This is a genomic window from Chryseobacterium sp. FG46, assembly GCF_057809135.1.
Map to the genome: position 1 here is coordinate 153,945 of NZ_JBMDJJ010000007.1, position 25,889 is coordinate 179,833.

The 25,889-nt window shown below is 36.8% G+C and carries 23 protein-coding genes; 13 read left to right on the top strand and 10 right to left on the bottom strand.

The window, feature by feature from the left end; all coding sequences use genetic code 11:
• Positions 1 to 66 precede the first annotated feature (66 nt).
• Positions 67 to 261: a hypothetical protein gene (locus ACODR7_RS07730; protein ID WP_488838516.1), complete on the top strand. Its 195-nt coding sequence runs from the start codon at positions 67 to 69 to the stop codon at positions 259 to 261.
• 43 nt (positions 262 to 304) lie between these two features.
• Here ACODR7_RS07730 and ACODR7_RS07735 read toward each other — a convergent pair whose 3' ends face one another.
• Complete coding sequence (locus ACODR7_RS07735; protein WP_488838517.1) at positions 305 to 847, bottom strand: thioredoxin family protein; 543 nt, start codon at positions 845 to 847, stop codon at positions 305 to 307.
• A gap of 81 nt (positions 848 to 928) precedes the next feature.
• Between ACODR7_RS07735 and ACODR7_RS07740 the strand changes: the two genes are divergently transcribed.
• The 3 genes from ACODR7_RS07740 to ACODR7_RS07750 all read left to right on the top strand — a co-directional run bounded on the left by ACODR7_RS07740 (position 929) and on the right by ACODR7_RS07750 (position 3,525).
• Positions 929 to 1,813: a lysophospholipid acyltransferase family protein gene (locus ACODR7_RS07740; RefSeq protein WP_488838518.1), complete on the top strand. Its 885-nt coding sequence runs from the start codon at positions 929 to 931 to the stop codon at positions 1,811 to 1,813.
• Between the two features lie 6 nt (positions 1,814 to 1,819).
• Complete coding sequence (locus ACODR7_RS07745) at positions 1,820 to 2,794, top strand: glycosyltransferase family 2 protein (protein WP_488838519.1); 975 nt, start codon at positions 1,820 to 1,822, stop codon at positions 2,792 to 2,794.
• Between the two features lie 176 nt (positions 2,795 to 2,970).
• The gene (locus tag ACODR7_RS07750; RefSeq protein ID WP_488838520.1) at positions 2,971 to 3,525 is read left to right on the top strand and encodes a 3'-5' exonuclease; all 555 of its coding nucleotides are present in this window, start codon (positions 2,971 to 2,973) and stop codon (positions 3,523 to 3,525) included.
• A gap of 67 nt (positions 3,526 to 3,592) precedes the next feature.
• Here ACODR7_RS07750 and apaG read toward each other — a convergent pair whose 3' ends face one another.
• From apaG to glgB, 9 genes are all read right to left on the bottom strand, one after another.
• Positions 3,593 to 3,982, bottom strand: coding sequence for a Co2+/Mg2+ efflux protein ApaG (gene apaG, locus ACODR7_RS07755; RefSeq protein ID WP_002979078.1), 390 nt, complete (start codon positions 3,980 to 3,982; stop codon positions 3,593 to 3,595).
• 80 nt (positions 3,983 to 4,062) lie between these two features.
• Positions 4,063 to 5,316 carry a 2-oxoglutarate dehydrogenase complex dihydrolipoyllysine-residue succinyltransferase gene (odhB, locus tag ACODR7_RS07760; protein ID WP_110010291.1) on the bottom strand — a complete coding sequence of 418 codons (1,254 nt, stop codon included), beginning with the start codon at positions 5,314 to 5,316 and terminating at the stop codon, positions 4,063 to 4,065.
• 39 nt (positions 5,317 to 5,355) lie between these two features.
• On the bottom strand, positions 5,356 to 8,172 hold the full coding sequence (locus ACODR7_RS07765) for a 2-oxoglutarate dehydrogenase E1 component (protein WP_488838521.1): 2,817 nt from the start codon (positions 8,170 to 8,172) through the stop codon (positions 5,356 to 5,358).
• 125 nt (positions 8,173 to 8,297) lie between these two features.
• The gene (locus ACODR7_RS07770) at positions 8,298 to 9,338 is read right to left on the bottom strand and encodes an SRPBCC domain-containing protein (protein WP_488838522.1); all 1,041 of its coding nucleotides are present in this window, start codon (positions 9,336 to 9,338) and stop codon (positions 8,298 to 8,300) included.
• Positions 9,339 to 9,605: 267 nt separating this feature from the next.
• On the bottom strand, positions 9,606 to 10,568 hold the full coding sequence (locus ACODR7_RS07775; protein WP_488838523.1) for a hypothetical protein: 963 nt from the start codon (positions 10,566 to 10,568) through the stop codon (positions 9,606 to 9,608).
• A gap of 318 nt (positions 10,569 to 10,886) precedes the next feature.
• Positions 10,887 to 12,155: a glucose-1-phosphate adenylyltransferase gene (locus ACODR7_RS07780; RefSeq protein ID WP_076594559.1), complete on the bottom strand. Its 1,269-nt coding sequence runs from the start codon at positions 12,153 to 12,155 to the stop codon at positions 10,887 to 10,889.
• A gap of 14 nt (positions 12,156 to 12,169) precedes the next feature.
• A complete protein-coding gene (locus ACODR7_RS07785) occupies positions 12,170 to 12,706 on the bottom strand; it encodes an FEKKY domain-containing protein (protein ID WP_488838524.1) in 537 nt (178 codons plus the stop codon).
• Between the two features lie 2 nt (positions 12,707 to 12,708).
• Complete coding sequence (locus ACODR7_RS07790; protein ID WP_488838525.1) at positions 12,709 to 14,115, bottom strand: glycogen synthase; 1,407 nt, start codon at positions 14,113 to 14,115, stop codon at positions 12,709 to 12,711.
• Between the two features lie 3 nt (positions 14,116 to 14,118).
• Positions 14,119 to 16,065, bottom strand: coding sequence for a 1,4-alpha-glucan branching protein GlgB (gene glgB, locus ACODR7_RS07795; protein ID WP_488838526.1), 1,947 nt, complete (start codon positions 16,063 to 16,065; stop codon positions 14,119 to 14,121).
• Between the two features lie 200 nt (positions 16,066 to 16,265).
• Here glgB and ACODR7_RS07800 point away from each other — a divergent pair, with 200 nt between their 5' ends.
• From ACODR7_RS07800 to ACODR7_RS07840, 9 genes are all read left to right on the top strand, one after another.
• A complete protein-coding gene (locus tag ACODR7_RS07800; RefSeq protein ID WP_488838527.1) occupies positions 16,266 to 17,393 on the top strand; it encodes an alpha/beta hydrolase in 1,128 nt (375 codons plus the stop codon).
• 67 nt (positions 17,394 to 17,460) lie between these two features.
• Positions 17,461 to 18,876, top strand: a complete 1,416-nt coding sequence (locus ACODR7_RS07805; protein ID WP_488838528.1) for a M17 family metallopeptidase — start codon at positions 17,461 to 17,463, stop codon at positions 18,874 to 18,876.
• 141 nt (positions 18,877 to 19,017) lie between these two features.
• On the top strand, positions 19,018 to 20,232 hold the full coding sequence (locus ACODR7_RS07810; RefSeq protein ID WP_488838529.1) for an ATP-grasp domain-containing protein: 1,215 nt from the start codon (positions 19,018 to 19,020) through the stop codon (positions 20,230 to 20,232).
• Positions 20,233 to 20,367: 135 nt separating this feature from the next.
• Positions 20,368 to 20,514 (top strand): hypothetical protein, encoded by a 147-nt coding sequence (locus ACODR7_RS07815; protein ID WP_488838530.1) that lies wholly within the window; start codon positions 20,368 to 20,370, stop codon positions 20,512 to 20,514.
• Positions 20,515 to 20,542: 28 nt separating this feature from the next.
• Positions 20,543 to 21,256: an alpha/beta hydrolase-fold protein gene (locus ACODR7_RS07820; RefSeq protein WP_465090704.1), complete on the top strand. Its 714-nt coding sequence runs from the start codon at positions 20,543 to 20,545 to the stop codon at positions 21,254 to 21,256.
• 53 nt (positions 21,257 to 21,309) lie between these two features.
• Positions 21,310 to 22,263 carry an ATP-grasp domain-containing protein gene (locus tag ACODR7_RS07825; RefSeq protein WP_488838531.1) on the top strand — a complete coding sequence of 318 codons (954 nt, stop codon included), beginning with the start codon at positions 21,310 to 21,312 and terminating at the stop codon, positions 22,261 to 22,263.
• A gap of 31 nt (positions 22,264 to 22,294) precedes the next feature.
• Positions 22,295 to 23,416, top strand: coding sequence for a carboxylate-amine ligase (locus ACODR7_RS07830; RefSeq protein ID WP_488838532.1), 1,122 nt, complete (start codon positions 22,295 to 22,297; stop codon positions 23,414 to 23,416).
• A 33-nt stretch (positions 23,417 to 23,449) separates the two neighbouring features.
• Positions 23,450 to 24,283, top strand: coding sequence for a type 1 glutamine amidotransferase (locus ACODR7_RS07835; protein WP_488838533.1), 834 nt, complete (start codon positions 23,450 to 23,452; stop codon positions 24,281 to 24,283).
• Positions 24,284 to 24,456: 173 nt separating this feature from the next.
• The gene (locus tag ACODR7_RS07840) at positions 24,457 to 25,635 is read left to right on the top strand and encodes a hypothetical protein (protein WP_488838534.1); all 1,179 of its coding nucleotides are present in this window, start codon (positions 24,457 to 24,459) and stop codon (positions 25,633 to 25,635) included.
• Positions 25,636 to 25,889: the final 254 nt, after the last annotated feature.

Below are 25,889 nucleotides of genomic sequence, written 5' to 3' on the forward strand. Positions count from 1 at the left end.
ATCCCTGATAAGGGATTTTAAATAAAAAAACAATATATTTGGAGCCTAAAACTAAATTCAATAACCATGAAAAATTTAAAAAGATTATCCAGAGAGAAATTAAGTAAATTAACAGGAGGACTATCATGCGCTTCATCTTGTTCAGATGGCAGTATGGTATATATCAGTTCTTGTACTTCCTGTATTCAGTATTCAGGCGCAGCAGCTTGTTATGATGCTAACGGAAGAGGCGCAATACGTATGGAGTTTTGTGCTGCTTAATATAATAAACAATAAGCTTTCTGATTCAGAAAGCTTATTGTTTTTAAAGAATTTTTCCTTTTTCTAAAAATTCTTTTACTTTTTCTTTGCTATACCCTTTTCCATCTTCTAAAATTTCGCTTTGCTGAACATGAATCTTTTTACCATTCTTATCTAAAATAATAAAGAAAGGATAAAACTGTTGTTCCTTAATATTGATATATTGGGCAAAAACTTTTTCATTCTTATTTTCCGGAGAATAGTTCAGGTGATAATATATATAATTCTTATCTGCCAATTCCTTCAGTTCGGGAGTAGTCTGTACAAAATTATTAAAGCGCAGACACCAGATACACCAGTTTCCACCAGCCTGGATCATTATATTCTTACCTTCTTTCTTAGCCTGGGCAATCAATTTATTAATATCAGCCTGAGCGTCGGCTTTTGGGTCATATGGCTTAGGAAGCTTTGCTTTTTCTTCAGCTGCCTTTTTCTGAGAATCTAATTTGGCTTGCTCTGCAGGCACTATAATAGCTGCTTTTTTTACATTTTGCGAAAAAGCAAAGGAACTTAATCCCAGGAAAGCGAATATTATCAATTTTTTCATAATATAAAGGTAAAAAAAATAATATATATCCTTCTGCAAAAATAGAACCATAATTTTATTATCACTAAATTTGCGTGTTTTATGAAATTTCTAATCAAAATATTATACCTGATATCCAAGCTTCCGCTTAAAATATTATATATTTTTTCGGACGTCATCTTTTTCCTGAATTATTATATTGTAGGTTACAGAAAAGATGTTATTACCCGAAATCTTAAAAACTCTTTTCCAGACAAATCTGAAGAGGAAATTAAAGAGATCCGGAAAAAATTCTATCTTAATTTTTCAGATTATCTGGTAGAAACTATAAAGTCTTTCAGCATTTCGGAGACAGAAGCAAGAGTAAGAATGCAGCATATCAATCAGGAACTGTTCCATGAAGCCAAAAGGGAAGGTAAAAATATTATCCTGCTGGCCGGACACGTTTTCAATTGGGAGTGGATTAACGCACTAGCAAAGATTGTTCCCCAGGCTCATTGTCATCCTGTATACAGAAAGGTGAATAATGATTTTTGGGAAAATCAGATGAAGAAGGTCCGGAATAAATTCGGGAATGAAGCCCTGGAAGCCAATGAAGTAATTCTGAATATCTTCAGATCTAAAAATAATGGAGATTCGGCATATATGTTTGTTGCGGATCAGACTCCTCACTTTGCCCACATTACTTACGGACTAGAGTTTTTAAATCAGCGGACACCTGCTTTTGTGGGATACGACAAGCTGGCTACAAGAATGGATCTTGTCTTTATCTATTGTGAGATGAAAAAGGTAAAACGAGGTTATTATCAGGTTAATTATCACAGAATATACCCGGATGGTGAAAAGTTTACGGAAAATGAAGTGGTGAGAAAATTTCATAAATTACTGGAAAATACTTTACACAAAAATCCTGACAATTATCTTTGGTCACACAGAAAATGGAAATATCAGAACTCTATCAAAAATTTTGATTCTGAAAAAAAATAGATTGACATGCAGAAAAAACTGGCAGTTGCCATCTTAAACTGGAACGGTAGAAATTGGCTTGAAAAATTTCTTCCGGGTGTGGTTCAATTTTCTCAGAATGCGGATATTTATGTTATTGACAATCTTTCTACGGATGATTCCGTAGAGTTTCTACAGAAGAATTTTCCCACAGTATATATTATTAAAAATGATAAAAACTATGGTTTTGCAGGCGGTTACAATGAGGGGTTAAAGGCTGTCAAAAATGAATATTACTGCCTTCTCAATTCTGATGTAGAAGTTACAGAGAACTGGACAGTGCCTGTATTGGAATTATTGGAGAATAACTCTTCTATTTCCGCAGTACAGCCTAAGATTTTATCATATCATAATAAGAACTATTTTGAGTTTGCAGGTGCTGCAGGCGGATTGATAGACAATCTTGGATATCCTTACTGCAGAGGAAGAGTTTTTGATGATCTGGAAGAAGATAAAGGACAGTATAATGATGAAACAGAGATCTTCTGGGCATCAGGATGCTGCTTTTTTATCCGTTCAAAAGATTTCTGGAAACAGAATGGTTTTGACGCAAGGTTTTTTGCTCATCAGGAGGAGATTGATCTTTGCTGGAGGCTTATTAATTCCGGAAAAAAGATTTATTATACCGGGAAATCCAAAATTTATCATGTAGGCGGCGGAACGCTCAACAAACAGAGTGCACAAAAGACTTATTTAAACATCAGAAATAACCTTTCTATGATGTTTAAAAACCTTCCTTTTCCTCAATTGATCCTGTTGATATTTTTCAGATTATGTTTGGATAGTGTTGCCGGAATTTATTTTGGTTTGAAGCAAGGCTTTCCACATCTGTGGGCTGTCATAAGAGCTCATTTTGGATTTTACGCCCAGCTTCCCGGAACATGGAAGCTTCGCCCAAAATACCAGAAACATCATTTTTATCAATCAAAATGGCTGATTTTTAAACATTTTTTGGGAGGATAGAACAGGTAAAAGATAGTAGATTGCAGGTTGCAGGCATCAGGAAAACCATTATTCTATTAAATAAGAACTTATTTTTTAGTAAATCATGACTTCAACTGGCCTTAAACTTTGCTCCCTAACCCTTGAAACATTAAACTCGAAACCAGAGAACTGGCAACAACTTATAATTTTAAAAAATGGATTTCTGTGCGATAGATTTTGAAACAGCCACTCATGAGAAAAGTTCAGCTTGTGAGATGGGGATTTGTGTAGTACAGAATTCTGAAATTGTAGAGACTAAAACCTGGCTGATTAAACCACCCAGCTTTCCTTATTTCAGCAGATTCAATATTGCGGTGCATGGAATTCATCCTGAAGATGTAAAAGATGCTCCTACTTTTGATGAAGTATGGTATGAAGCTCAGGATATGATGTATGGCAGTCTTATGATTGCTCATAATGCAGGTTTTGATGCTTCTGTTTTAAGAGGCTGCCTGGAGCATTACGGAATGTTTACCCCAAAATTGAACTATTTGTGCAGCATACAGCTTGCCAAGAAATCATGGAATTATCTTCCAAAGTATGGATTGAAGCCATTGGCAGAGTACCATAAAATTGATTTTACCCATCACAGAGCAGGAGCTGATGCGGAAGTTTGTGCCAAAATATCTTTGCTGGCATTTGAAAAACTTTTCCTCACCAGTAATGATGAAGTAAACGAGTATATGAAAGCAAAAATTAAAAAGCTTTAGTTATCTTAAAAACAAATAGAACCCGGGTTACTTGTAAAAACCTGTACATTATACAGGGCATCAATTATTAATTACTCAACACTTCAGACAACAGATTGAATTTTGGAATATCAATTTCAAAAGTTTCCTGTGTCTCCATATTTTTAACAAGGTATTTTCCACTCATATTCCCTACTCCGGAACGAAGCATTACATTGGAAAAATAAGCAAAATTTTCACTGGTTCCTATCTCAGGAGTCAATCCAATCACTCCGTCGCCTATTATTTCTGTGTATCCGAATCCTACATCAAAAATTAACCATTTTCTTTTCAATACTTTGATAGGAAAGCTTCCGTCATTTTCTATCGTGATATTGTATTTAAAAACGTAACGGTTTTCGGAAGGATAACTGTTTTTACTATCATATTCAGGTATTACTGAAACTTTGATATTGGAAGTCATTTTTGAAAACATCATTGTAGTATTTTCTTAATAAATACAAAAATCTCGCCTTTTTTAAGGCGAGATCATATATTATGTTATAATTTTATTAAAAACTATAATCCAAGGCCTTTTCTTTCGTCACCTCCCATTAAAATTTCAACAGGGTTGTCGATACCTTCTTTTACCGCTACAAGGAATCCTACAGATTCTTTACCGTCGATAATTCTGTGGTCATAAGACATTGCTACATACATCATTGGTCTGATTACTACCTGTCCGTCAACAGCAACCGGTCTCTGGATGATGTTGTGCATTCCTAAGATTGCAGATTGCGGAGGGTTGATGATTGGTGTAGACATCATAGATCCGAAAGTACCACCGTTTGTAATGGTGAAAGTACCACCCGTCATTTCGTCAACTGTAATTTTACCGTCTCTTACTTTAGTAGCAAGATCTTTAATGTTGGCTTCAACAGCACTGAAAGACATGTTTTCTGCATTTCTTAATACAGGAACCATCAATCCTTTAGGACCTGAAACCGCAATTGAAATATCGCAGAAATCATAGTTTACTTTGAAATCACCATCGATAGATGCGTTTACATCAGGATACATTTGTAATGCTCTTGTAACAGCCTTTGTGAAGAAAGACATGAAACCAAGTCCAACTCCGTGTTTCTGAGCAAATTCTTCTTTATACAGTTTTCTCAATCTGAAGATTTCAGACATGTCAACTTCGTTGAAGGTAGTTAACATCGCTGTTTCATTCTTCACAGAAACTAATCTCTGAGCGATTTTTCTTCTTAAAACTGAAAGTTTAGTCGTTGTAGTAGATCTTGAACCTGTTGCAGTAAGAGGGCTTCCTCCTAATGCAGGTACTGCTGCTAATTCAGCATCAGTTTTAGTAATTCTTCCGTCTCTTCCTGTTCCTGAAACCTGTGCAGCATCCATTCCTTTTTCGTCAAGGATTTTCTTAGCAGCCGGAGATGGAGCTCCTGTTGCATAAGTTTGTGGCGCAGCTACCGGAGCAGCAGGTTTTGGAGCTTCCTGTTTAGCAGGTTCAGCAGCTTTCGGAGCCTCTTCCTGTTTTGGAGCCTCAGCAGCAGGTGCAGCACCTTCCGGCTTTTTAGCATCCATATCAATTAAACAAACTACCTGACCTACTTGTACCACATCACCTTCTTCTGCTTTTAAAGTGATAACACCACTTTGTTCTGCAGGCAATTCAAGAGTTGCTTTATCTGAATCCACTTCGGCGATAGGTTGATCTTTTTCTACATAATCACCATCTTTTACAAGCCAAGTTGCAATTTCAACTTCTGTAATTGATTCGCCCGGTGAAGGAACTTTCATTTCTAAAACTGACATATCGAGTATTTTTTATTTTTTAATTGATTATTATTTAAATTAAGCTGTTACTGGTCTTTTTGCAGGAGCATCATCTCTGTCGAAAACTCTGTTGATCACTGCATTCTGGTTTTTCTCAAACATTTTGTGGCTACCCGGAGCCGGAGCACCGCTTGGTACCGGCGCAACTACCTGAATTCCTGTATCTCTGAAGTTTCTCAGGATATAAGACCATGCCCCCATGTTTTCTGGTTCTTCCTGAGCCCACACCAATTGTTTTCTGTTTTCATATTTGCTGAAAATGGTTTCAATAGCATCTGTCTGAAGCGGATATAACTGTTCGAATCTTACTAATGCAATATTTTCACAGTTCAGTTCTTCTTTCTTCGCTAATAATTCGAAGTACAGTTTACCTGAACAAAGAACTAATTTTTCTACTTTTTTAGGATCTGCTGTAGGGTCATCTAAAATTGGCTGGAATGAACCTGTTGCGAAATCTTCAAGTGGAGAAACCACTTTAGGGTGTCTCAACAGAGATTTAGGACTCATTACGATCAATGGTTTTCTGAATGCCCATTTCAACTGTCTTCTCAATAAGTGGAAGTAGTTGGCAGGTGAAGTAATATTGGCTACTACCATGTTTTCATTTGCACAAAGGGTAAGGAATCTCTCCAATCTGGCTGAAGAGTGCTCTGCTCCCTGTCCTTCTGAACCGTGAGGCAATAACATCACCAAGCCGTCCTGAATTTTCCATTTTTCTTCAGCCGCCGCCAGATACTGGTCAACGATAATCTGAGCACCATTCACGAAATCTCCGAACTGAGCTTCCCAGATGGTTAATGTATTGGGAGAAGCCATTGCATATCCATAGTCGAAACCTAGAACACCATATTCTGAAAGGTGAGAGTTGAATACATCAAATCTGTTTTCAGATACATGTCTTAACGGGATATATTCTTCTTCGGTATCTTCAGTTTTTACGACAGCGTGTCTGTGAGAGAATGTTCCTCTTTCCACATCTTCTCCTGAGATTCTTACATTGTGTCCTTCTACAAGAAGTGTTGCATACGCTAACCATTCTCCTAATGCCCAGTCTAAAGAATTTCCTTCAATCGCTTTGATACGGTTATCGAAAAGTCTTGTAATTTTATTGATAAACTTTTTGTCTGCCGGAAGTGTTGACATTTTAATCGCCAATTCTTTCAGCTTCTCCAAGTCATATTTTGTATCTACCGGTAACTGAACTGCTCCTCTCTTACCAATTGGATAGTTTACCCAATCTTCAGCCATGAACACATCCATTACGTTTTTCTCGATCTCTTTAGAAGCGTCGAAATCTTTATCCAAAAGAGCTTTGAATTCCGTTTCCATTTTAGCAATTACGTCGTTGGAAGTAACGCTGTCTTTTAATAATTTATCTTTATAAATTTCTCTTGGATTCGGGTGTTTTGAAATGGTTTTATAAAGGTTAGGCTGCGTAAATCTTGGCTCATCCCCTTCGTTGTGACCATATTTTCTGTATCCTAAAAGGTCGATATAAACATCTTTTCCGAATTTTGCTCTGAAGTCAGCAGCAAAATGGATGGCATGAACAACCGCTTCAGCATCATCAGCATTTACGTGCATTACAGGAGATTCTGTAACTTTTGCAATATCTGTACAGTATGTTGAAGATCTTGCATCCATATAATTGGTTGTAAACGAAACCTGGTTATTGACAACGATATGAACTGTACCTCCTGTTCTGTATCCTTCCAGAGTCATCATCTGAGCCACTTCGTAAGCAATGCCTTGTCCGGCAATAGCACCGTCACCATGAATGATGATTGGTAATACTTTAGAATAATCTTTGTATTTGTCATCTACTTTTGCACGGCAGATACCTTCTACCAAAGCAGCAACTGTTTCCAGGTGAGACGGGTTTGGAGTCAGGTTGATACAAACTTCTTCTCCTGAAGCTGTTTTGATTTTTTTAGATGATCCTAAGTGATATTTAACATCCCCTGAGAATACATCTTCTTCGAATTCTTTTCCTTCAAATTCTGAGAAGATCTGCTTATACGATTTACCGAAGATATTGGTAAGAACATTAAGTCTACCTCTGTGAGCCATTCCTAATACCACTTCATCCACTCCTAGTTGAGAAGATCTTGAGATCAGCTGATCTAAAGCCGGGATTAATGTTTCACCTCCTTCTAATGAGAACCTTTTCTGTCCTACAAATTTTGTGTGAAGATAGTTTTCAAACGCAACCGCCTGGTTTAATTTTAATAAGATTTCTGTTTTTTCGTTGGCAGAAAGACTTGGATGATTTTCGTTTACCTGAAGCCATCTTTTGATAAAATCTTTTTCTTCAACGTTGTTGATGTGCATGTATTCTACTCCGATAGAATCACAGTAGATGTTTTCAAGGTGTTTGATAAGATCTGCAAGAGTAGCAGGCTCTTTCATTCCTGTTTCAACGGCACAGTTGAATTTTGTATTTAAATCTTCTTTGGAAAGACCAAAATTTTCGATATCTAAAGTAGGCGTGTAATGTCTTCTTTCTCTAACCGGGTTGGTCTTTGTAAAAAGGTGTCCTCTTGTTCTGTAAGCCTCAATAAGGTTTACTACTTTAAATTCTTTCTTGATATGCTCAGGAACTTCTCCGTTGGATACTGCCTGAGAAATCTGTTGCTGTACTGCCGGGGCAGCGTTGGCCGAAGCCTGAATAAACTGGGTGTTATCGTCATCTCCGTAGTTCTCCAATGCAAAATCGAAGCCTTGAAAGAAAGCTTTCCATGATGGTTCTAGAGAGTCCGGGAATTTTAAGTACTGTTGGTATAAATCCTCAATTAACTGAGAATGAGCTGCGTTTAGGAATGAAAATCTGTCCATTATTACAGTTTATCTATTTATTAAAATTTATTTGTAGAATTAATCTTCAAATTTAATAAAAAAAACCGAGTTAGAACAGTCTGAAACCGTTAAAAAAACTTAAGAAGAAATAAATTAAAAAAAAATTACTTATACACTGATAATGAGAGCTTAACGTTTACCTCCTGACCATCCATCGGACGTTCAATAAAGGTCTGGCGGATATCTCCGAAGCGCATCTCGTCTTTTTTGGCTTTCTGAATGAGCTGCTGAATTGCCCGAATTCTTCCCTCATAATTCCCTTTGTAGTAAATTACATAATTTTGAGACGGATTTATGGATCTAAAATTGAAATTATTATCAGACACTCCAATTTTCTTAGAAAGTGGAATTCCGAGAAAATAAGAAACCTCTTTGTCTTTGTAATTATCTGCATCAGTAATCAGGATCGGGTATCCGAATTCATCCTCTCTTTTCCCAAGATCCATTGTTACGAAGTTATGGACTTTGTTATAATTCATCACGATATTTTTGTAAAGAGCGTCTTTTTTGTTTGATGTACTTACATTAATTCCCAACAACAGTTTGTCTTCCTCATTCTCCACCATCAGGCTGTCATATTTGATGGCTGCCATCTGGTTGTCTTTTTCTACTTTATTTCCTAAAGAATTTTTAAGATTCACCATACTTTTGTTGATGTTTTCGGCAAAACGGTCTTCAGTCCAGAAATTTTCTACTCTTTTCCAGACTGCTAATTTGGGAGTATGAACATACCAGATAATCTTTGTTTTTTCTGCGGAAACAGGTTTGAATTTAACGTCAACCAATGTCGGATTTTCGTTTTTATCCTCAAAAAGCTGATATTTTAATGTTTTATTGGGGTTTTCATACCTGATGAACATTTCTCCGTCTGTATCATTTTTAGGATCTACGTAGCTGATGGCACTTCCCTGCCCTTCATAAGGCGTGTAATAATCAATATCTATAGACGGTGAGCTGGTAAAAAAGTTGTTCCATCTTGTAAAATTCTGAAGATTATTAAACTGGGCAAAAACTTTATCCACGGGATAGTCGATCTCTTTTTCAATCGTAAAGTTCTTACTTTCATCTACAAAATAATACATGGAAGCAGCATAAGCTCCCCCCAAAAGAATAATGATTACCGCTAAGATTTTAAAAATACGCATCGCACAAAAATAATACAAATATAAAGAGTGACCAATATACTGATCACTCCAATGATATGTTTAACAATAATTAACCTTGTTAAAGGCTGGAAGCGGGATGCAGGAAGCTGGAAGTTACTATTTGACGGATATTGCTACCAGATTTTTGATTAAAAAATTCTTTAAACCAATAGAATAAGCCAGGATTTCGTGTGAAAAGATAACTTTTTCTACTCCGCCATTCATAACTTCCAGCTTACAGCTTCTTGCTTCCCTTCTTTTTTTAATCTATTCTTTATTTTTATCATATGTTTCCTTCCAGATGCTCACTAAATCCTCTGCATATCTTCCCATTATTGGAATTGCTTTGTGATCCTTAATATCATAATATTTTTCAGGAAACTTATATGTTCTTACTTGAGCAATTTGTTCTTCAGTTAAATTATAAGGCAAATCAAAATTGACAGATTGATCAAAATCTATTTTAGAAGGTGGATATTGGTCAAGTTGATATATCTGTTCTGCTTTAGGCTTCACTGGGGTTGCCCATCTTCCGTCAGCTGTTTTGTATAAAGGAAAAAACTGATATTTCAAATGAATTAAATCACCACAGTATTCCCCTACAAAAATCAATACATGATCATAGTTTCTAAAATCAAATTCATACATACTGTTGTGGTCATAAGCTGTAAAAATAATTGTTGAAGAGGGGTAATGCTCTGAAAACTCCTGTTCAATTTTATATTCAGCTCTATATTCGCTATCCATCATTTCACCACAATATTGCGATCTGTCTACAGAAGTAACATTTATTTTTTTCCCCACGAAAATATATAACTTTGATGGGGTTTTCTGATCACATTCTTTATTAGGAATACATGGTGCCCGCTTTAAATTAACCTGAATATTATTCCTTACGATATCCGTAACTTTATATTTTTGGGTGACATACTTTCTTTTAGAAAAATACAATGTATCTGTAACTTTTGCTGTTATAACATAATTCCCCACAGAATCAGGTATTGTGAAAAGGTTTTTATTATTAGCTAGTGCATCATATCCTTTCCAATCATTATTTTCAAATGCTCTGTCTTTAAACTTTCTTATTGTATCATTTACGCTAATTGCTATCAGGTTATTTAAAGAATCCCTGGCTATTCCTCGAACGGTAACTGTTTGTGATGAATAACATTCAGCTATTAAAATTGTTAAAATCAGGAGTGTTTTAAAAAGAATTTGTTCATATTTCATCTAGAATAGCTTTCTTTTTTAAATTATGTTTTTATTGGTTGACAAGAATCAGAATTATTGAATTGTATTTCTTTACAATATAAAGAGTGACCAATATGCTGATCACTCCAATGATATGTTTAACAATAATTAACCTTGTTAAAGGCTGGAAGCGGGATGCAGGAAGCTGGAAGTTGCTATTTGACGGATATTGCTACCAGATTTTTGATTAAAAAATTCTTTAAACCAATAGAATAAGCCAGGATTTCGTGTGAAAAGATAACTTTTTCTATTCCGCCATTCATAACTTCCAGCTTACAGCTTCTTGCTTCCCTTCTCTTACCCGATATGTGTTCCCGGAGCAATTACAGCGCCTTTCTTCACAACCACAATCCCATCCTGAACAGAATAAGTTCCATAATCACCATCCGGAATATGTTTTCCGCCAGTGATCTTCACATTGTCACCGATGTAACAGTTTTTATCCAGGATTGCTTTTTCTATATAACAGTATTTTCCGATTCCCATATTAGGACGTCCACCCCTGTCGTTCAGGACAATTTCTGTTGTATTTTGGTAGAAATCAGCTCCCATAACATAAGAATTCACGATGGTACTTCCTTTATCAATTCTGGTTCTGTTTCCGATCACGGAATTTTCAATTTTATCTGCCATGATGATACATCCATCTCCAAAAACAGCTTTGCTTACATATGAGCCATTAATTTTTGATGGAGGAAGCATCCTAGCTCTGGTATAGATGGGGGAAGATGAAAACAGATTAAACTGTGGCAGATCCAAGCAAAGGTCCAGATTCGCTTCGTAGAAAGACTCTATGGTTCCGATATCCGTCCAATAGCCTTCGTACTGATAGCTTAATGTTTTGTATTTTCCGATAGAACTCGGAATGATATCTTTTCCGAAATCATCACCTGCCCCTTCATCAAACATCTTTTTAAGAATATTCTTGGTGAAAATATAGATTCCCATGGAAGCCAGAAACTCTTTTCCGGCATGTTTATTTTCTTCTGAAACTTCAGATTTCAGACCTGTTAACATATCAAAATCCGGCTTTTCATAGAAAGAAGTAATATTTCCCTCATCGTCCGATTTTAAGATTCCAAAACCTGTGGCATCTTTTGCATTGACCGGAATGGTAGCAATGGTAAGATCGCCTCCGTTTTCAATATGGAAATCCAGCATTTCTCTGAAATCCATCTGATACAATTGATCTCCTGAAAGAATAAGGATATAGTCATAGTCATATTTTTCAAGATGCTTCATAGACTGACGCACAGCATCAGCTGTTCCTTGATACCAGCTGTCATTTTCTACATTCTGCTCGGCTGCCAGAATATCTACAAAACCTTTGCTGAAGATATCAAAGTGATAAGAATTCTTAATATGTGAATTGAGGGAAGCAGAATTAAACTGCGTTAACACCAGAATTTTATTCAGTCCTGAGTTCAAACAGTTTGAAATAGGAATATCCACCAGTCTGTATTTTCCTGCAATAGGAACAGCCGGCTTGGATCTGGTATACGTTAACGGAAATAATCTTGTTCCTCTGCCTCCTCCTAACACAATGGAGATTACATTTCGATTCATAAATATCTTGCGTTTTATTTTATTAAGTTTACTGTTCTGTTTTTAGTGTTTACTGCTACTTTAAAGCATTCTTTGTTTTCATATTTCAGATTTGAATTGATCACTGTCACTTCACACTCTCCCCGATCATTAAGTTCTTTAACCTGTTTATTCACATCATCAATCGGAATGTTGTAGTCTCTCAACTTGCTCCTGAATAATTTGCTTACAATCAGAACATCCATTACATCCGCACTTTTCATAGCAAAATCTTGTAAATCCTGATGATATTTTGCTTCCCAGCCTTTGCCATATTTCTTTGTAATAGCAGCCAGTGTTTTTTTATTCGCTCTGTTTATCTTTTTTTCCAATTCATCATCAATAATACATCCTCCGGCATGCACTGTTTTTATTTTCCATTTCTCAGAAATACCATTGGCTGCTTCTTCACCATACCTATCTTTAAGACCGGATCCGTACAGCCAGAAATAGCCATTACGAAGTCCGTCATCTTCTTTTTTACAGGAAGAAATTAGAATTATGATGAATAGAAAGGAAAAAAACTTTCTCATATTTAGCTATTATATAAAGCTATGTATTTTTCTGCAGATTTCTCCCATGCAAAGTCAAAATTCATGTTGGCATGGATAAGATCTTCCATAACCCCTTTTTGATTATAAATCGCCATTGCCCTGTTCATAGCATGTACAACATCATCTACCCCCGGATAAGTAAAGTTCAGTCCTGCTCCACCCGTCGAAATATCTTCTACGGTATCTTTGAGACCTCCCGTAAATCTTACCACGGGAACAGTTCCGTATCTCATGGAGTACATTTGATTCAACCCGCAAGGCTCTACTCTGGAAGGCATCAGAAGGAAATCTGCTGATGCATAGATCTTATGGGAAAGATGTTCTTTATATCCAAGATCCAGTGCAAAATTGGTGTAGGTATAATCGTATTCTTTCAGTTTATTTTCAATATAGGCATTTCCTGATCCGAGAATCATAATATTTAAAGCTCCATAACTTTGTTTAATACTTCGCCATACTACATCCGGAAGCAGATCTGCACCTTTTTCCGTGGCGAATCTTCCGATAAAGGCAAATAAAGGAAGCTCGGGCTTTAACCCATATTCTTTACAAAGTTTTTCTTTATTTTTCTTTTTCTGAGCTACAGCATTTTTACTGTTAAAATTAAAATCGAGCATCGGATCGGTTTCAGGATTCCAGACTTCGGTGTCAATACCGTTGATAATACCATAAGCTTTTCCGAATTCCTGACGAACCAGACTTTCCAGTCCGCGGAAGCTGATAAAGAGTTCTTCAAGATATCCTTCGGAAACGGTGGTAAAAGCGTCGGCACATTTAATCATACTTGCCAGAGGATTCATGAATCCGTTCCAGTCTATCAGTCCCCATTTATAATCATCAAAAGAAGGCATATAATTGGCCATATTCCAGCTCATCATTCCCTGATATTCTCCGTTATGAATAGTTCCTATTGTTTTTACTCCTTTTAAGAATCCGAATTCCGGACAATTTTCTACCATAAAAGGAATCAAACCAGTATGATAATCATGACAATGCAGCACATCAGGACGGATTTCCATGGCACACAGCCAATGCAGTATTCCATGTTGAAAAGCCAGAAACTGGAAACTTTCATCCTGATACCCATAAGGATTATCCCTGTCTAATAATCCCGGAATTCTTACCATATACAGCTCAAATCCCAGAACATTTGTCTTTTCTTTCAATACCTGAACCTGCAGCATACTGATCCCCTGATGGATAAAGCCATCAAAAACAACATCGAATTCATGATCACGAATAAAAGGTTTATTATACCAGGGCATCACTACTTTTGCCTCTATTCCTTTTACTTTATTCTGATACTTTGGTAACGCTCCAACCACATCTGCCAGACCGCCTACTTTTGCTACAGGATAACATTCTGTACTTAAATGATAAACAACCATTCTTTATCTCTTGTGTTTAATTCTATGTAATTTATACTTTTTATCTTTCTTCTGTCTTAAAATAATTCCTGCCAATGGCGGTAATTTCACCGTCATTGTTTTAGAATAATTCCTCCATTCTTCATACTTCTCATCAAGGATTTCAGGCTCTACTCCGCTTCCACTGTATTTTTCATCATCCGAATTTAAAATAACTTCCCAGTGGGTGCCTGCAGGAATCCCGATTTTATAATCCAATACGTTGGGTGCCAGATTTAAAACGACCATCAGGACATCTTCTTTCTTTTTTCCTTTTCTGAGATAAGCATATACTGAATTTTCCAGATCATCTGCTTCTACCCATTCAAAGCCATGTTTATCAAACTGATTTTCATAAAAAGCGGTTTCTGATCTGTAAAGGTGATTGAGGTCTTTCACCATTTCCTGCATTCCTTGGTGAACAGGATATTTAAGCAAATGCCAGTCCAGGCTTCTGGTAAAATTCCATTCACCGGTCTGCCCGAATTCATCGCCCATGAAAAGCAGCTTGGCTCCGGGATGGGTATACATATATACATATAAGGTACGGAGATTGGCAAATTTCTGCCATTCATCACCTTTCATTTTATAAATAAGGCTTGCTTTTCCGTGTACCACTTCATCATGTGACAAAGGCATCATATAATTTTCATTATACATATACATGGAAGCAAAGGTCAGTTTATGATGATGGAATTTACGGTTAACAAAATCTTCTTTGAAGTAATCCAGCGTATCATGCATCCAGCCCATCATCCATTTCATTCCAAATCCTACACCGCCGTCATGAACAGGTTTTGTAAGCATGGGAAAATCTGAACTTTCTTCTGCTATGGTGATGATATTATTCCCAAATTCTTTATAAACAGCCGTATTAAATTCCTGTAGAAAAGTTTTAGCTTCCAGGTTCACATTGGTTCCATATATATTAGGTTCCCATTCTCCTTCATTTCTTGAATAATCAAGATGAAGCATTGAAGTTACGGCATCCACACGCAATCCGTCTGCATGATAGCGATCCAGCCAGAACATGGCATTTGAAATCAGAAAAGACTTTACTTCATTTCTTCCGTAATTGAAAATATGCGATTTCCAATCCGGATGAAATCCTTTTCTCGGATCTTCATGTTCATACAGATAAGAGCCGTCAAAGCGGTGAAGACCATTGGCATCTCCCGGAAAATGGGACGGAACCCAATCCAGAATAACGCCTATTTCATTATTATGAAGTTCATCAATAAGAAACATCAGATCCTGTGGTGAACCAAAGCGCGAAGTGGCCGCATAAAAACCGGTAATCTGATATCCCCAGCTGGGCTCGTAAGGGTATTCCATCACCGGCATAAATTCTACATGGGTAAATCCCATTTCTTTGATATAAGGAACCAGTTTTTTGGCAATGTCTCTATAGTTTAAAAAACGTTGGGGCTGATTTTCTTCTCTTACCCAGGAGCCCAAATGCAGCTCATATATAGATATCGGAGCTTCCAGCCTGTTTCTTTTCCAGCGGCTGTCCATCCATTCCTGATCATCCCACTCATACCATGTAGTGGAAACCAAAGATGCAGCCTGAATATTCTGTTCCCAGCTTACAGCGTAAGGATCACTTTTCTCCAGAATTTCGCCTCCTTGCGTTTCAATAGCATATTTATATAATGTTCCCCAGGTTAATCCTTCAATAAATCCTTCCCAGATCCCGGATTCATCCCATCGTGGAAACAAGATATGATCTTTATGATTCCAGTTGTTAAAATTTCCGATCACAGAAACTTTCTTTGCATTAGGTGCCCAAACGGAAAAATATACGCCCTTTACGCCCTCTTTTTCTGCAGAATGTGCTCCAAATTTACCATACAGCTTGTAGTGTCTACCTTCTTTAAAAAGGTATACATCATGATCGGTGAAAAGCGTGTAGGTCTTAACAGAATTCATCAAGATCAGTTTATATTTATATTTTTCCTGAAACTACGAAAAATACTGACAATAGTGATGAATTATTCATCAAATAATTATCAACATCATTTCGTGTTTTGTCTATCTATCAAATATATCATTTTTTACTACATATTTTTATAATTTCAAAACAATCTTTTTTTTATAAATTTAACATCAATATTTTATTAAACACAACGATGAGGTTCGAACTTTATACAGTAGAAATAGACAACAGACCGGTATTTATTACCGGAAATTTCAATAGCTGGAATCCTAAAGATTATAATTTTCAGCTTATACAAACTGACACATCCCATTATTTTATAGAAATTGAAGATCAGGCTCTTCCTGATGATATTGAATATAAATTCACAAAGGGAGGTTGGGAAAATGTAGAACTGGACCAATATGGAAATATCACACCCAACCGGAAAGTAAAAAAATCTGCAGGTAAAACAGCTGACTCTGTAGAAAAATGGAGATTGAACTGGGGACCGTTCAAGGAAGAATATTATCCTATAGCAGAAGTTATTTCCGAAAATTTTTACATTCCACAGCTTGACCGTTACCGTAAGGTTTGGGCACTCCTTCCCTACGACTATCATAACACGGATAAACGGTATCCTGTTTTATATCTTCAGGATGCACAAAATCTGTTCAATGAAGGAAGCGGCTTCGGAAATTGGGAAATCGACAAAAAGCTATCCATCCTTGCAGAATACGGACGCGGTGATCTTATCATCATTGCGATAGAACATGGCAGCGAGGAAAGAATTAAAGAATATATTTTTGATAATGACCATGTCGCCAACGGTTCGGAAGGGAAAAAATACATCCGCTTTATTGCAGATACTTTAAAGCCTTTTGTGGACGAAAATTACAGAACAAAAAAAGACCGCGACAATACCGGAATCGGGGGCAGCTCATTGGGAGCGCTTATCAGTATATACAGTGGTTTTCTTTATCCTGAAGTGTACTCCAAACTATTGATCTTCTCACCTTCTCTCTGGGTAGAACCGAATAACAACTTTCCGATGATGAATTTCCGGGTTCCGTTTAAAACTAAAATTTATCTTTACGGCGGCGGTCAGGAAGGCTCTAAAATGGTCAAAAGAATTCATATTTTTGAAGAATATCTGAAAAAATGGGAAGAAAAAAAGCTTTTTGATTTTGAATTTAAAACCAATATCAATCCTGAAGGTACTCACAATGAATTTTACTGGTCACAGGAGTTCCCAAGGGCTATAGAATGGTTATTCTATGATAATACAGAAAATCCGGTAGAAGTAAAACCACACCAACAAAGCATCAAGAACTCAATATAAAATTGCTGTAGAAAATTTCATTTGAAAACAGCAAAGTTTATGAATTTAGAAAATATAACATCTGTTTATGAAACTAATCAATAAAAAAAACAAAAATTACACACAGGTTTTTCATCTTTTTACTGAGGAAGAATGGACAAAAACCAGTAAAAATTTCAATAAAAACATCTCCACTTTTTTCACTGGGAAGAAACATGAAGTGTTTGTCAATGCCCATGAAGAAGGAATTACTTATTTCATTGGATTAGGAAAATCTGCTTTACAAAATTATGAAATCCAACAGGTGGCAGCCAGGTTTTCACAGTCTCAAAAAGAAAAACTGCAGGCTGTGCCTACATTAGCACTTGCTGATTTTATGAATGAAAAGCAGTTTGAGGAATTCGTTAAAGGACTTTTAACAGGAACTTACAACTATCCTTTTGATAAAAAACACGCTTTCTGGAATACAAAATTTGAATTACATTTTGAAAATTTAAGCCAGAAAAAATTAGATCATATCAGCCAGAAAGCAGAAGCTCTTATTAACGGGCAGACCGCCTGTCAGGACTGGCTCAACAAACCAGCCAATCTTAAAAAACCGGATATATTAAGTGCATACCTCAAAAATCTGGCTAAAAAATATGACTTAAAATACACGGCTTTTAACAGAAAGAAATGTGAAGAGCTTGGATTAGGTGCTTATCTTTCTGTGAACCAGGGAAGTGCTTATGATGCTGCTTTCACTATTTTAGAATATAAAACGACAGCAAAAAACGCCAAGACTTTCGGGCTGGTAGGAAAATGTATTTTGTTTGATACGGGAGGAATATCAATAAAAAGCTCTGCCAATCTGCATTATATGAAGTCTGACATGGGTGGAGCTACCGCTGTTTTGGGAACGTTAATCTATGCCGCTGAAATGCAGCTTCCTGTGAATATTATTGCTGTTCTTCCTATTACAGACAATGCTGTTTCTGAAAAAGCTCTCCTTCCAAGTGACGTGATCACAGCCTACAACGGAAAGACCATCGAAGTGCTTGATACCGATGCGGAAGGCAGGCTGATTCTCGCGGACGGATTGTCTTATCTTGCTAAAAACTACAAAACAGATTTCCTGATTGACCTGGCAACTTTAACGGGAAGCTCTGTAAGAATGTTTGGAGATACCTGCGCTGCAATGTTCTCCAATAATGAAGAATTAAAAAATAATCTTATAAAAACAGGAGACCAAACCAATCAGAGAGTATGGAATCTCCCTTTATGGGATGTCTGGAAAGACGATATCCAGTCTGATGTAGCAGATATGAAAAACATCTCTTTAAAACCTGTCGGAGATTGTATTATTGCCGCGAAATTCTTAGAGCAATTCATTGAAAACCATCCTAAATGGGCACATTTGGATATTGCAGGAGTAGCCTTTGGAAGCGTAGGCTACGCTAAAGAAAAAGCAGCAACAGGTTTTGGTGTTCAACTTCTGGTGAATTTAATTGAAAATTATCACTAAAAATTAGTTTTTTACAAAAAAACTCTGTATAATTGATTAGTGAATTTTCAAAAACGCACGATATTTCATTTTTTAATATTAATAAAATAATAAATAAATGCTTTTATTTTTTAAAATTCACTAAATATTAAAAAACATTATATGGAGAAGAAAACAATTGTGTGTATTTCGTGCTACTACAAAGGCTACGATTTTATGGACGAAATGAAGAATCTCGGTAATAAAATCATCCTCGTAACCTCCGAAAACCTCAAAGAAAAAAACTGGCCCTGGCATGCTATTGATGAAACATTTTACATGCCTGAACTAAAACCATCCGTATGGAATCTGGAACATCTGATCCAGGGATTTTCTCATCTGATGAAGACCAGAAAAGTAGATGCTGTAGTGGCTTTGGATGATTATGATGTTGAAAAAGCAGCGCTAATCAGAGAGACATTCCGTATTCCCGGAATGGGACAGACTACCCACCGGTATTTCAGAGATAAACTTGCCATGAGGCAGAAAGCAAAGGATTCCGGGATCAGCGTCCCTGAATTCACTGCTGTATTCAATGATCATGAAGTGGATGAGTTTACAGACCGCGTTCCTGCCCCATGGGTGCTGAAACCGCGTTCCGAAGCATCAGCATCAGGTATCAAGAAAATAACCTCTAAAGAGCAACTTCTTGAAGCACTGGAAACGCTGGGAGAAGAACGCCATCTTTTTTTACTGGAGAGTTTTAAACCCGGAGATGTTTACCATGTGGACAGCCTTACTTTTAACAAAAAAATAGTATTCACTTCTGCCTCAAAATACCTTGCACCCCCGATGCAGGTATCCCATGAAGGCGGTGTTTTCAGATCCAAAACTTTAGGAAGATATTCCGAAGAGTTTAAAGCATTGGAAGAAATAAATGCTAAAGTACTTTCCAATTTCGGACTGATCAATGGTGCAACCCATACAGAATTTATCCGTGGAAAAGAAGACGGAAAATGGTACTTCCTTGAAACCTCATCCAGAGTGGGTGGTGCTCATATCCCGGACCTGGTTGAAGCATCAAGCGGTATCAATATCTGGAGAGAATGGGCTAAAATTGAAGATGCTCTTCTGAGAGGTCATGATTACAGCGTTTCTCCGCCTACAGGCTATTATTCAGGCTTGATTGTGGCTCTGATTAAAGATAAAGAACCGAATTACAGTAATTTCGAATGTGAAGAAGTTGTCAAATTTCTTCCCATAGATTATCATGTCGGCATTGTTTATAAATCTGGTGATGCCTCCATTGTACAGGACAGGCTGGATGCTGCCGCAGAAATAATCCATACAGACATGCTGAATATCCTTCCTCCCAAAAGCAGCAAATTGAGTTCCTGAAAATGAAGCGTGACATTGATATTCAAAATGTTATTGAATTCATAATATACAGTCTGCCAGAAGATTCCTTGGTAAAACGTAATTTAGAAAACATAAATCCAGGAAAATGGCAAAGCAAAGCATATTATCAGTTCGTTGACTCCAATTCATGCCAACAAACCTGGATCAAAATGGATCTTTAAAGAAAATATAATCCTTGAAAATCCGAAATTAGGAACGATTGTACTGGATATTTTAGAAAAAGATCAGCTGGGAGGAATTGAATTTATTGAATTAATATAAATACAGTATTAAAATTAAACACAAAAAAATGCCTCATATAGAACATACAGACTATTATTCAAATATATTGGGAACAAGTCTAAAGGTAGAAGTGACCGGGCATTATGGTCACCCTATCATTATGTTTCCAACTTCGCAGGGTCAATACACCCAAAACCATGATTTTCATCTCAATGGAAGTATCAACTGGTTTATAGAACAGGGAAAAGTAAAACTTTACAATGTACAGACTATCGACAGCTGGAGCTTTTATGATGACAAAATATCTCCCCAGCAAAGAATAAGAAACTATGAACGGTATGTACAATTTCTGATTCAGGAATTTGTGCCTTATATCCAGAAGCTTCACAAAACGCATCGCGTGGCCGTTGCAGGAGCAAGTTTCGGAGGATACCATGCTGCTAATTTCGCTTTCAGATTTCCGGATGTGGTTTCTCATCTGTTTTGTCTTTCGGGAGCATTCAGCATAAGGAATTTTATGGATGGCTATTCTGATGAACTGGTATACTTCAACTGTCCAAGGGAATTTGTAAGAAATGATGAAGCCTGGAAATATAAACACATGCATATCGTGCTAAGCACTTCTGACCAGGATATCTGCAAGGATAAAAATGTTGAAATGGCCGAAATCTTAAGAATAAAAGGTATAGACTTCTGGTATGATGAAAGAAAATGGATTGGCCACGACTGGCCTTTATGGAGAATGGTCTTCCCTACTTTTATAGGAGCATTTTTCTCTTAAAAACAATAAAAGACAAATAGAAAAAATATACACCCACCTTAAAAACAAAAATTATGACAAAAAAAGTAGGAATTCTTTTCGGTATGGAAGACACTTTTCCCTGGGCATTTATAGACAAAGTAAATGAGCTGGGAGGTGGAGATATCATTGCTGAACCCGTTACTATAGATAAATTAGAACAGGGAGCAGACTATGGTTATGCAGTGATCATCGACAGAATTTCACAGGACGTTCCCTTTTACAGAGCTTATTTAAAAAATGCAGCCCTTAACGGCACTTACGTAATCAACAATCCGTTTTGGTGGAGTGCTGATGAGAAGTTTTTCAACAATGCCCTGATGTCCAAACTGGGAATTCCGCTTCCTAAGACCGTTCTGCTTCCATCTCATGAAAGACCGGACAACACCTCAGAAACTTCATTCAGAAACCTGAAATTCCCTCATGACTGGGAATATATCTTCAATTATGTAGGGTTTCCGGCATATATGAAACCCCATGATGGCGGAGGCTGGAAAAGTGTTTACAGAGTTGAGAATCCGGATGATCTTTGGAATAAATTAGGAGAAACAGAACAACTGGTCATGATGGTACAGGAAGAAATTGTCTTTGAAGATTATTACAGAGTTTATTGTTTGGGAAGAAAATATGTCCATATCATGCCTTATGAACCTAGAAATGCGCCCCATTTAAGATATGCCACCACACATCAGACACAAGGTGCAGAACTTGAAAAATTATTGAAAACCATTCATGATTATACGATTACAATGAATGAAGCTTTAGGATACGATTTCAACACCGTGGAATTTGCTGTAAGAGACGGTATTCCTTATGCCATTGATTTCTGTAACCCCGCTCCGGATGCAGACCGAAATTCTGTAGGAGAAGAAAACTTTGCATGGATCATAGAGCATGCCGCAAAACTGGCTATAGAAAAAGCTAAAGAATATGTTCCGGGGAAACCCAATATTGCCTGGGGAACCTTTGTGAAAGATTCCATTAAATAACATCGAAAAAGAATTAAAAAACACAAAATAAATGCATCATCAGTTTACTATTGGAATTGAAGAAGAATATCAGATCATTGATGTAGAAAGCAGAGATCTGGTTTCTCACGTTTCAAAAATCATTGAAGGCGGCAAAGCGGTTTTAAGTGAGAACTTAAAGCACGAAATGCACGAATCCATGATTGAAATGGAAACAGGAATTTGTCAGAATATCCAGGAAGCCAGAGCAGAGTTAACGAATTTAAGACGCCACCTCATCAATACCGCCCATGAACAGGGATTACGTGTTTCCGGAGGAGGCACTCACCCATTCTCTCATTGGTCTGAAAACAATATCACCCAGGGAGAAAGATACATCAAAATTGTAGATGATATGGGAGATGTGGCCAGGGAAAATCTTATTTTCGGACTGCATGTTCATATTGGAATTCCCAATCGTGAAGAAGGCGTGAGAATTCAGAATGTCATGCGTTACTTTCTTCCTCACGTGTATGCCCTTTCTACCAATTCTCCCTTCTGGATCGGAAGATATACAGGTTTTAAATCGTACAGACAGGAAATCTTTGTAAAATTCCCAAGAACCGGTATTCCAAGTTATTTCAACTCTCTGGCAGAGTTTGACAGCTATGTAGATCTTCTGGTAAAAACAGGAACCATCGACAATGCCAAGAAAATCTGGTGGGATTTACGGGTACATCCGTTCTATCCTACAATTGAATTCAGAATCTGTGATATGCCGTTAAGAATTGATGAAACGGTGTGTCTTGCAGCCATTATGCAATGCCTGGTTGCCAAAATTTATAAACTTCACCAACAAAATCTAAGCTTCAGAAGCTATAGAAGACTGTTGCTGAACGAAAATAAATGGCGTGCTTCCAAAAGTGGTATTGAAGCCCATCTCATTGATTTTGGAAAAGAAGAATCTGTTCCTTATCCGCATTTATTGAAGGAGCTTTTAGAATTTATAGATGATGTAGTAGATGATCTGGGCTGCCGCCATGAAGTGGAATATGCCTGGAAAATTCTTGAAAACGGAACCGGTGCAGACAGACAGCTTCAAATCTTTAAGGAAACAGGCGATCTGACGAAAGTCGTTGATTATATGATCTCTGAAACGGAGTATGGTATCACACATGGTGATTCTGCTTCATAATATTTTTGGTAACTTTACAAAAAATATGATGTAATGAAAGATATTCGAATTGCTCTGCTGGATATGAACAACAATCATGTCAATCAAGGATTTAGAAACATTAAAGAAATTTCTGAATCATTTCGGCAGAACTCTGAAGAAAATGTTGTAATCAAGACATTTGATGTAAGATTCAAAGATGAAATGCCGGAGATCGGAGATTTTGATATTTTCATTTCTTCTGGCGGACCGGGAAATCCACATCGTGAAGGCCTTGCCTGGGAAGACAGATTTGCTGATTTTTTAAACTCTGTTTTTGAGCATAATAAATACCATGAAGATAAAAAGTATCTTTTCCTGATCTGCCACTCATTCCAGCTGGCAAGCATTCACTGGAATCTGGGAAATATCTGCAAAAGAAAATCTTATTCTTTCGGGGTAATGCCTGTTCATAAAACGGAAGAAGGCAGAAATGAGTTTTTATTTAGAAATCTTAAGGATCCTTTTTATGCGGTAGATTCCAGAGCTTATCAGTTTATTGAACCGGATCATGAGCGTTTTGAAGAATTGGGAATGACCATCATGGCAATTGAAAAATTCCGACCTCATATCAACCTGGAAAGAGCCGTAATGGCCGTTCGTTTTTCTGAGGAGATATTCGGAACACAGTTTCATCCAGAAGCCAATCCAGAGTCTTTGATCGAAAATCTGAAAGATGAAAAAAACAGAGAAGCAATGATTGAAAATTTCGGGATGGAAAAATATCTTGAAACGATAGACAGAATAGACGATGAAGACAAAATCATTCTCACCAGACATCAGATTCTTCCGAGATTTCTTCAGTTTGCAAAAAAAAACATTTTGAAAGAAGCTGAATCTTTGGTTTAAAAAGGATGGAAGCTGGAAGTTACTATCGGTTAAGATTATTGATTATTCTTTTATTTATAAACTAATAATTTAAATTTCAGAATTGAAAAGTTCCCTCTCCCAGCTTCCAGCTTCTTACTATATAACAATCGGGCATTAATGCTCGATTTTTTACCATCACAAAGAAAAAAAATATGATTCCAAAATACAGAAAACAGTATAATCACGAGTTTTCAGATGAAAAATACAATCAACTCAAAAATATATTGGCAAAAAAAGGTGGAACAGCACCTGGTTTCAGAGTTTCAGAGAGTCCGCTTTTTCTGACAAAAGAATTTGAGAATAAGCTTATATATGCCAGTGAAAGCATAATCAGCCAGATTAAAGCAATGCCGGCAGAGCTTCTTCAAAAGGCAATTCCTGATAACTGCAGAGTTCCCAATGATACGGATCAGCCTCATTTTTTCACCATAGATTTTGGAGTCTGCAAAAGTGAAAACGGAGCAATAGAACCTCAGCTGATTGAGCTTCAGGCATTTCCTTCTTTGTATGCTTTCCAGAAAGTATATGAAGAAACCTATTGTGAAGTCTACCCTTTTCTTTCAGAGATCAAAAATCCTATGCCCCATGAAACTTTTAAAAACTATTTAAAAGAACTGATTGTAGGAGATGAAAATCCTGAAAATGTAGTCCTCCTTGAAATTTTTCCGGAAAGGCAGAAAACAGCTATTGATTTTGCTCTGACAGAAAAATTACTAGGAATTAAAACAGTATGTCTGACGAAAGTAAAGAAAGAAGGGCGAAAGCTCTATTACGAAAATAATGGTAAGCTAACCGAAATCAAAAGAATCTACAACCGTGTTATATTTGACGAGCTGGATAATATTCCTGATCTTACTACAGAATTTGATTTCCGTGAGGAAGTGGATGTCAAATGGATTACCCACCCGAACTGGTTCTTTAAAATCTCAAAATTCCTTTTGCCCTTATTAAAGCATCCGTTTGTTCCAAAGAGTTATTTCCTGCATGAATTTCCGGAAAATGAAAATCTGGATGATTTTGTATTGAAACCTTTATTTTCATTTGCGGGAAGTGGCGTTAATTTAAACCCTACAAAGGAAGTTACAGAGGCTATTCAGGATAAAGAAAATTATATTCTGCAGAGAAAAGTCTACTATGAACCCATTTTTGAAGATATCAACGGAGATTTTTCCAAAGCAGAGATCCGTTTGTTGTATATTTGGCGGGAAAATGATGAACGCCCTATCCTATTGGAAAATTTGGGAAGAATGACAAAGGCCGCCATGGTGAATGTAGATTTCAATAAAAAAGATGCAATCTGGATCGGAAGTTCTAATGCTTTTTTTGGATAGCTTTACCCTAAGATTAGAACTTATTCCTTTGTATTTTTATCTTAAAAAAAAAGCAGAGTATAAAGACTTATAGAAACAAACCTCCGAAATTCCGGAGGTTTTATTTTTTATTTCCGAAGACCTCTCCAAATCATAAAAAAATCCCCCAAGAAGGAGGATAAAAAAATTGACATGTACGCTGTGTTTTTTTACAAACATTGTAAATATACGGATAGACTGCAAGCATACCCTACGGGAAACCGTAATCATTGATT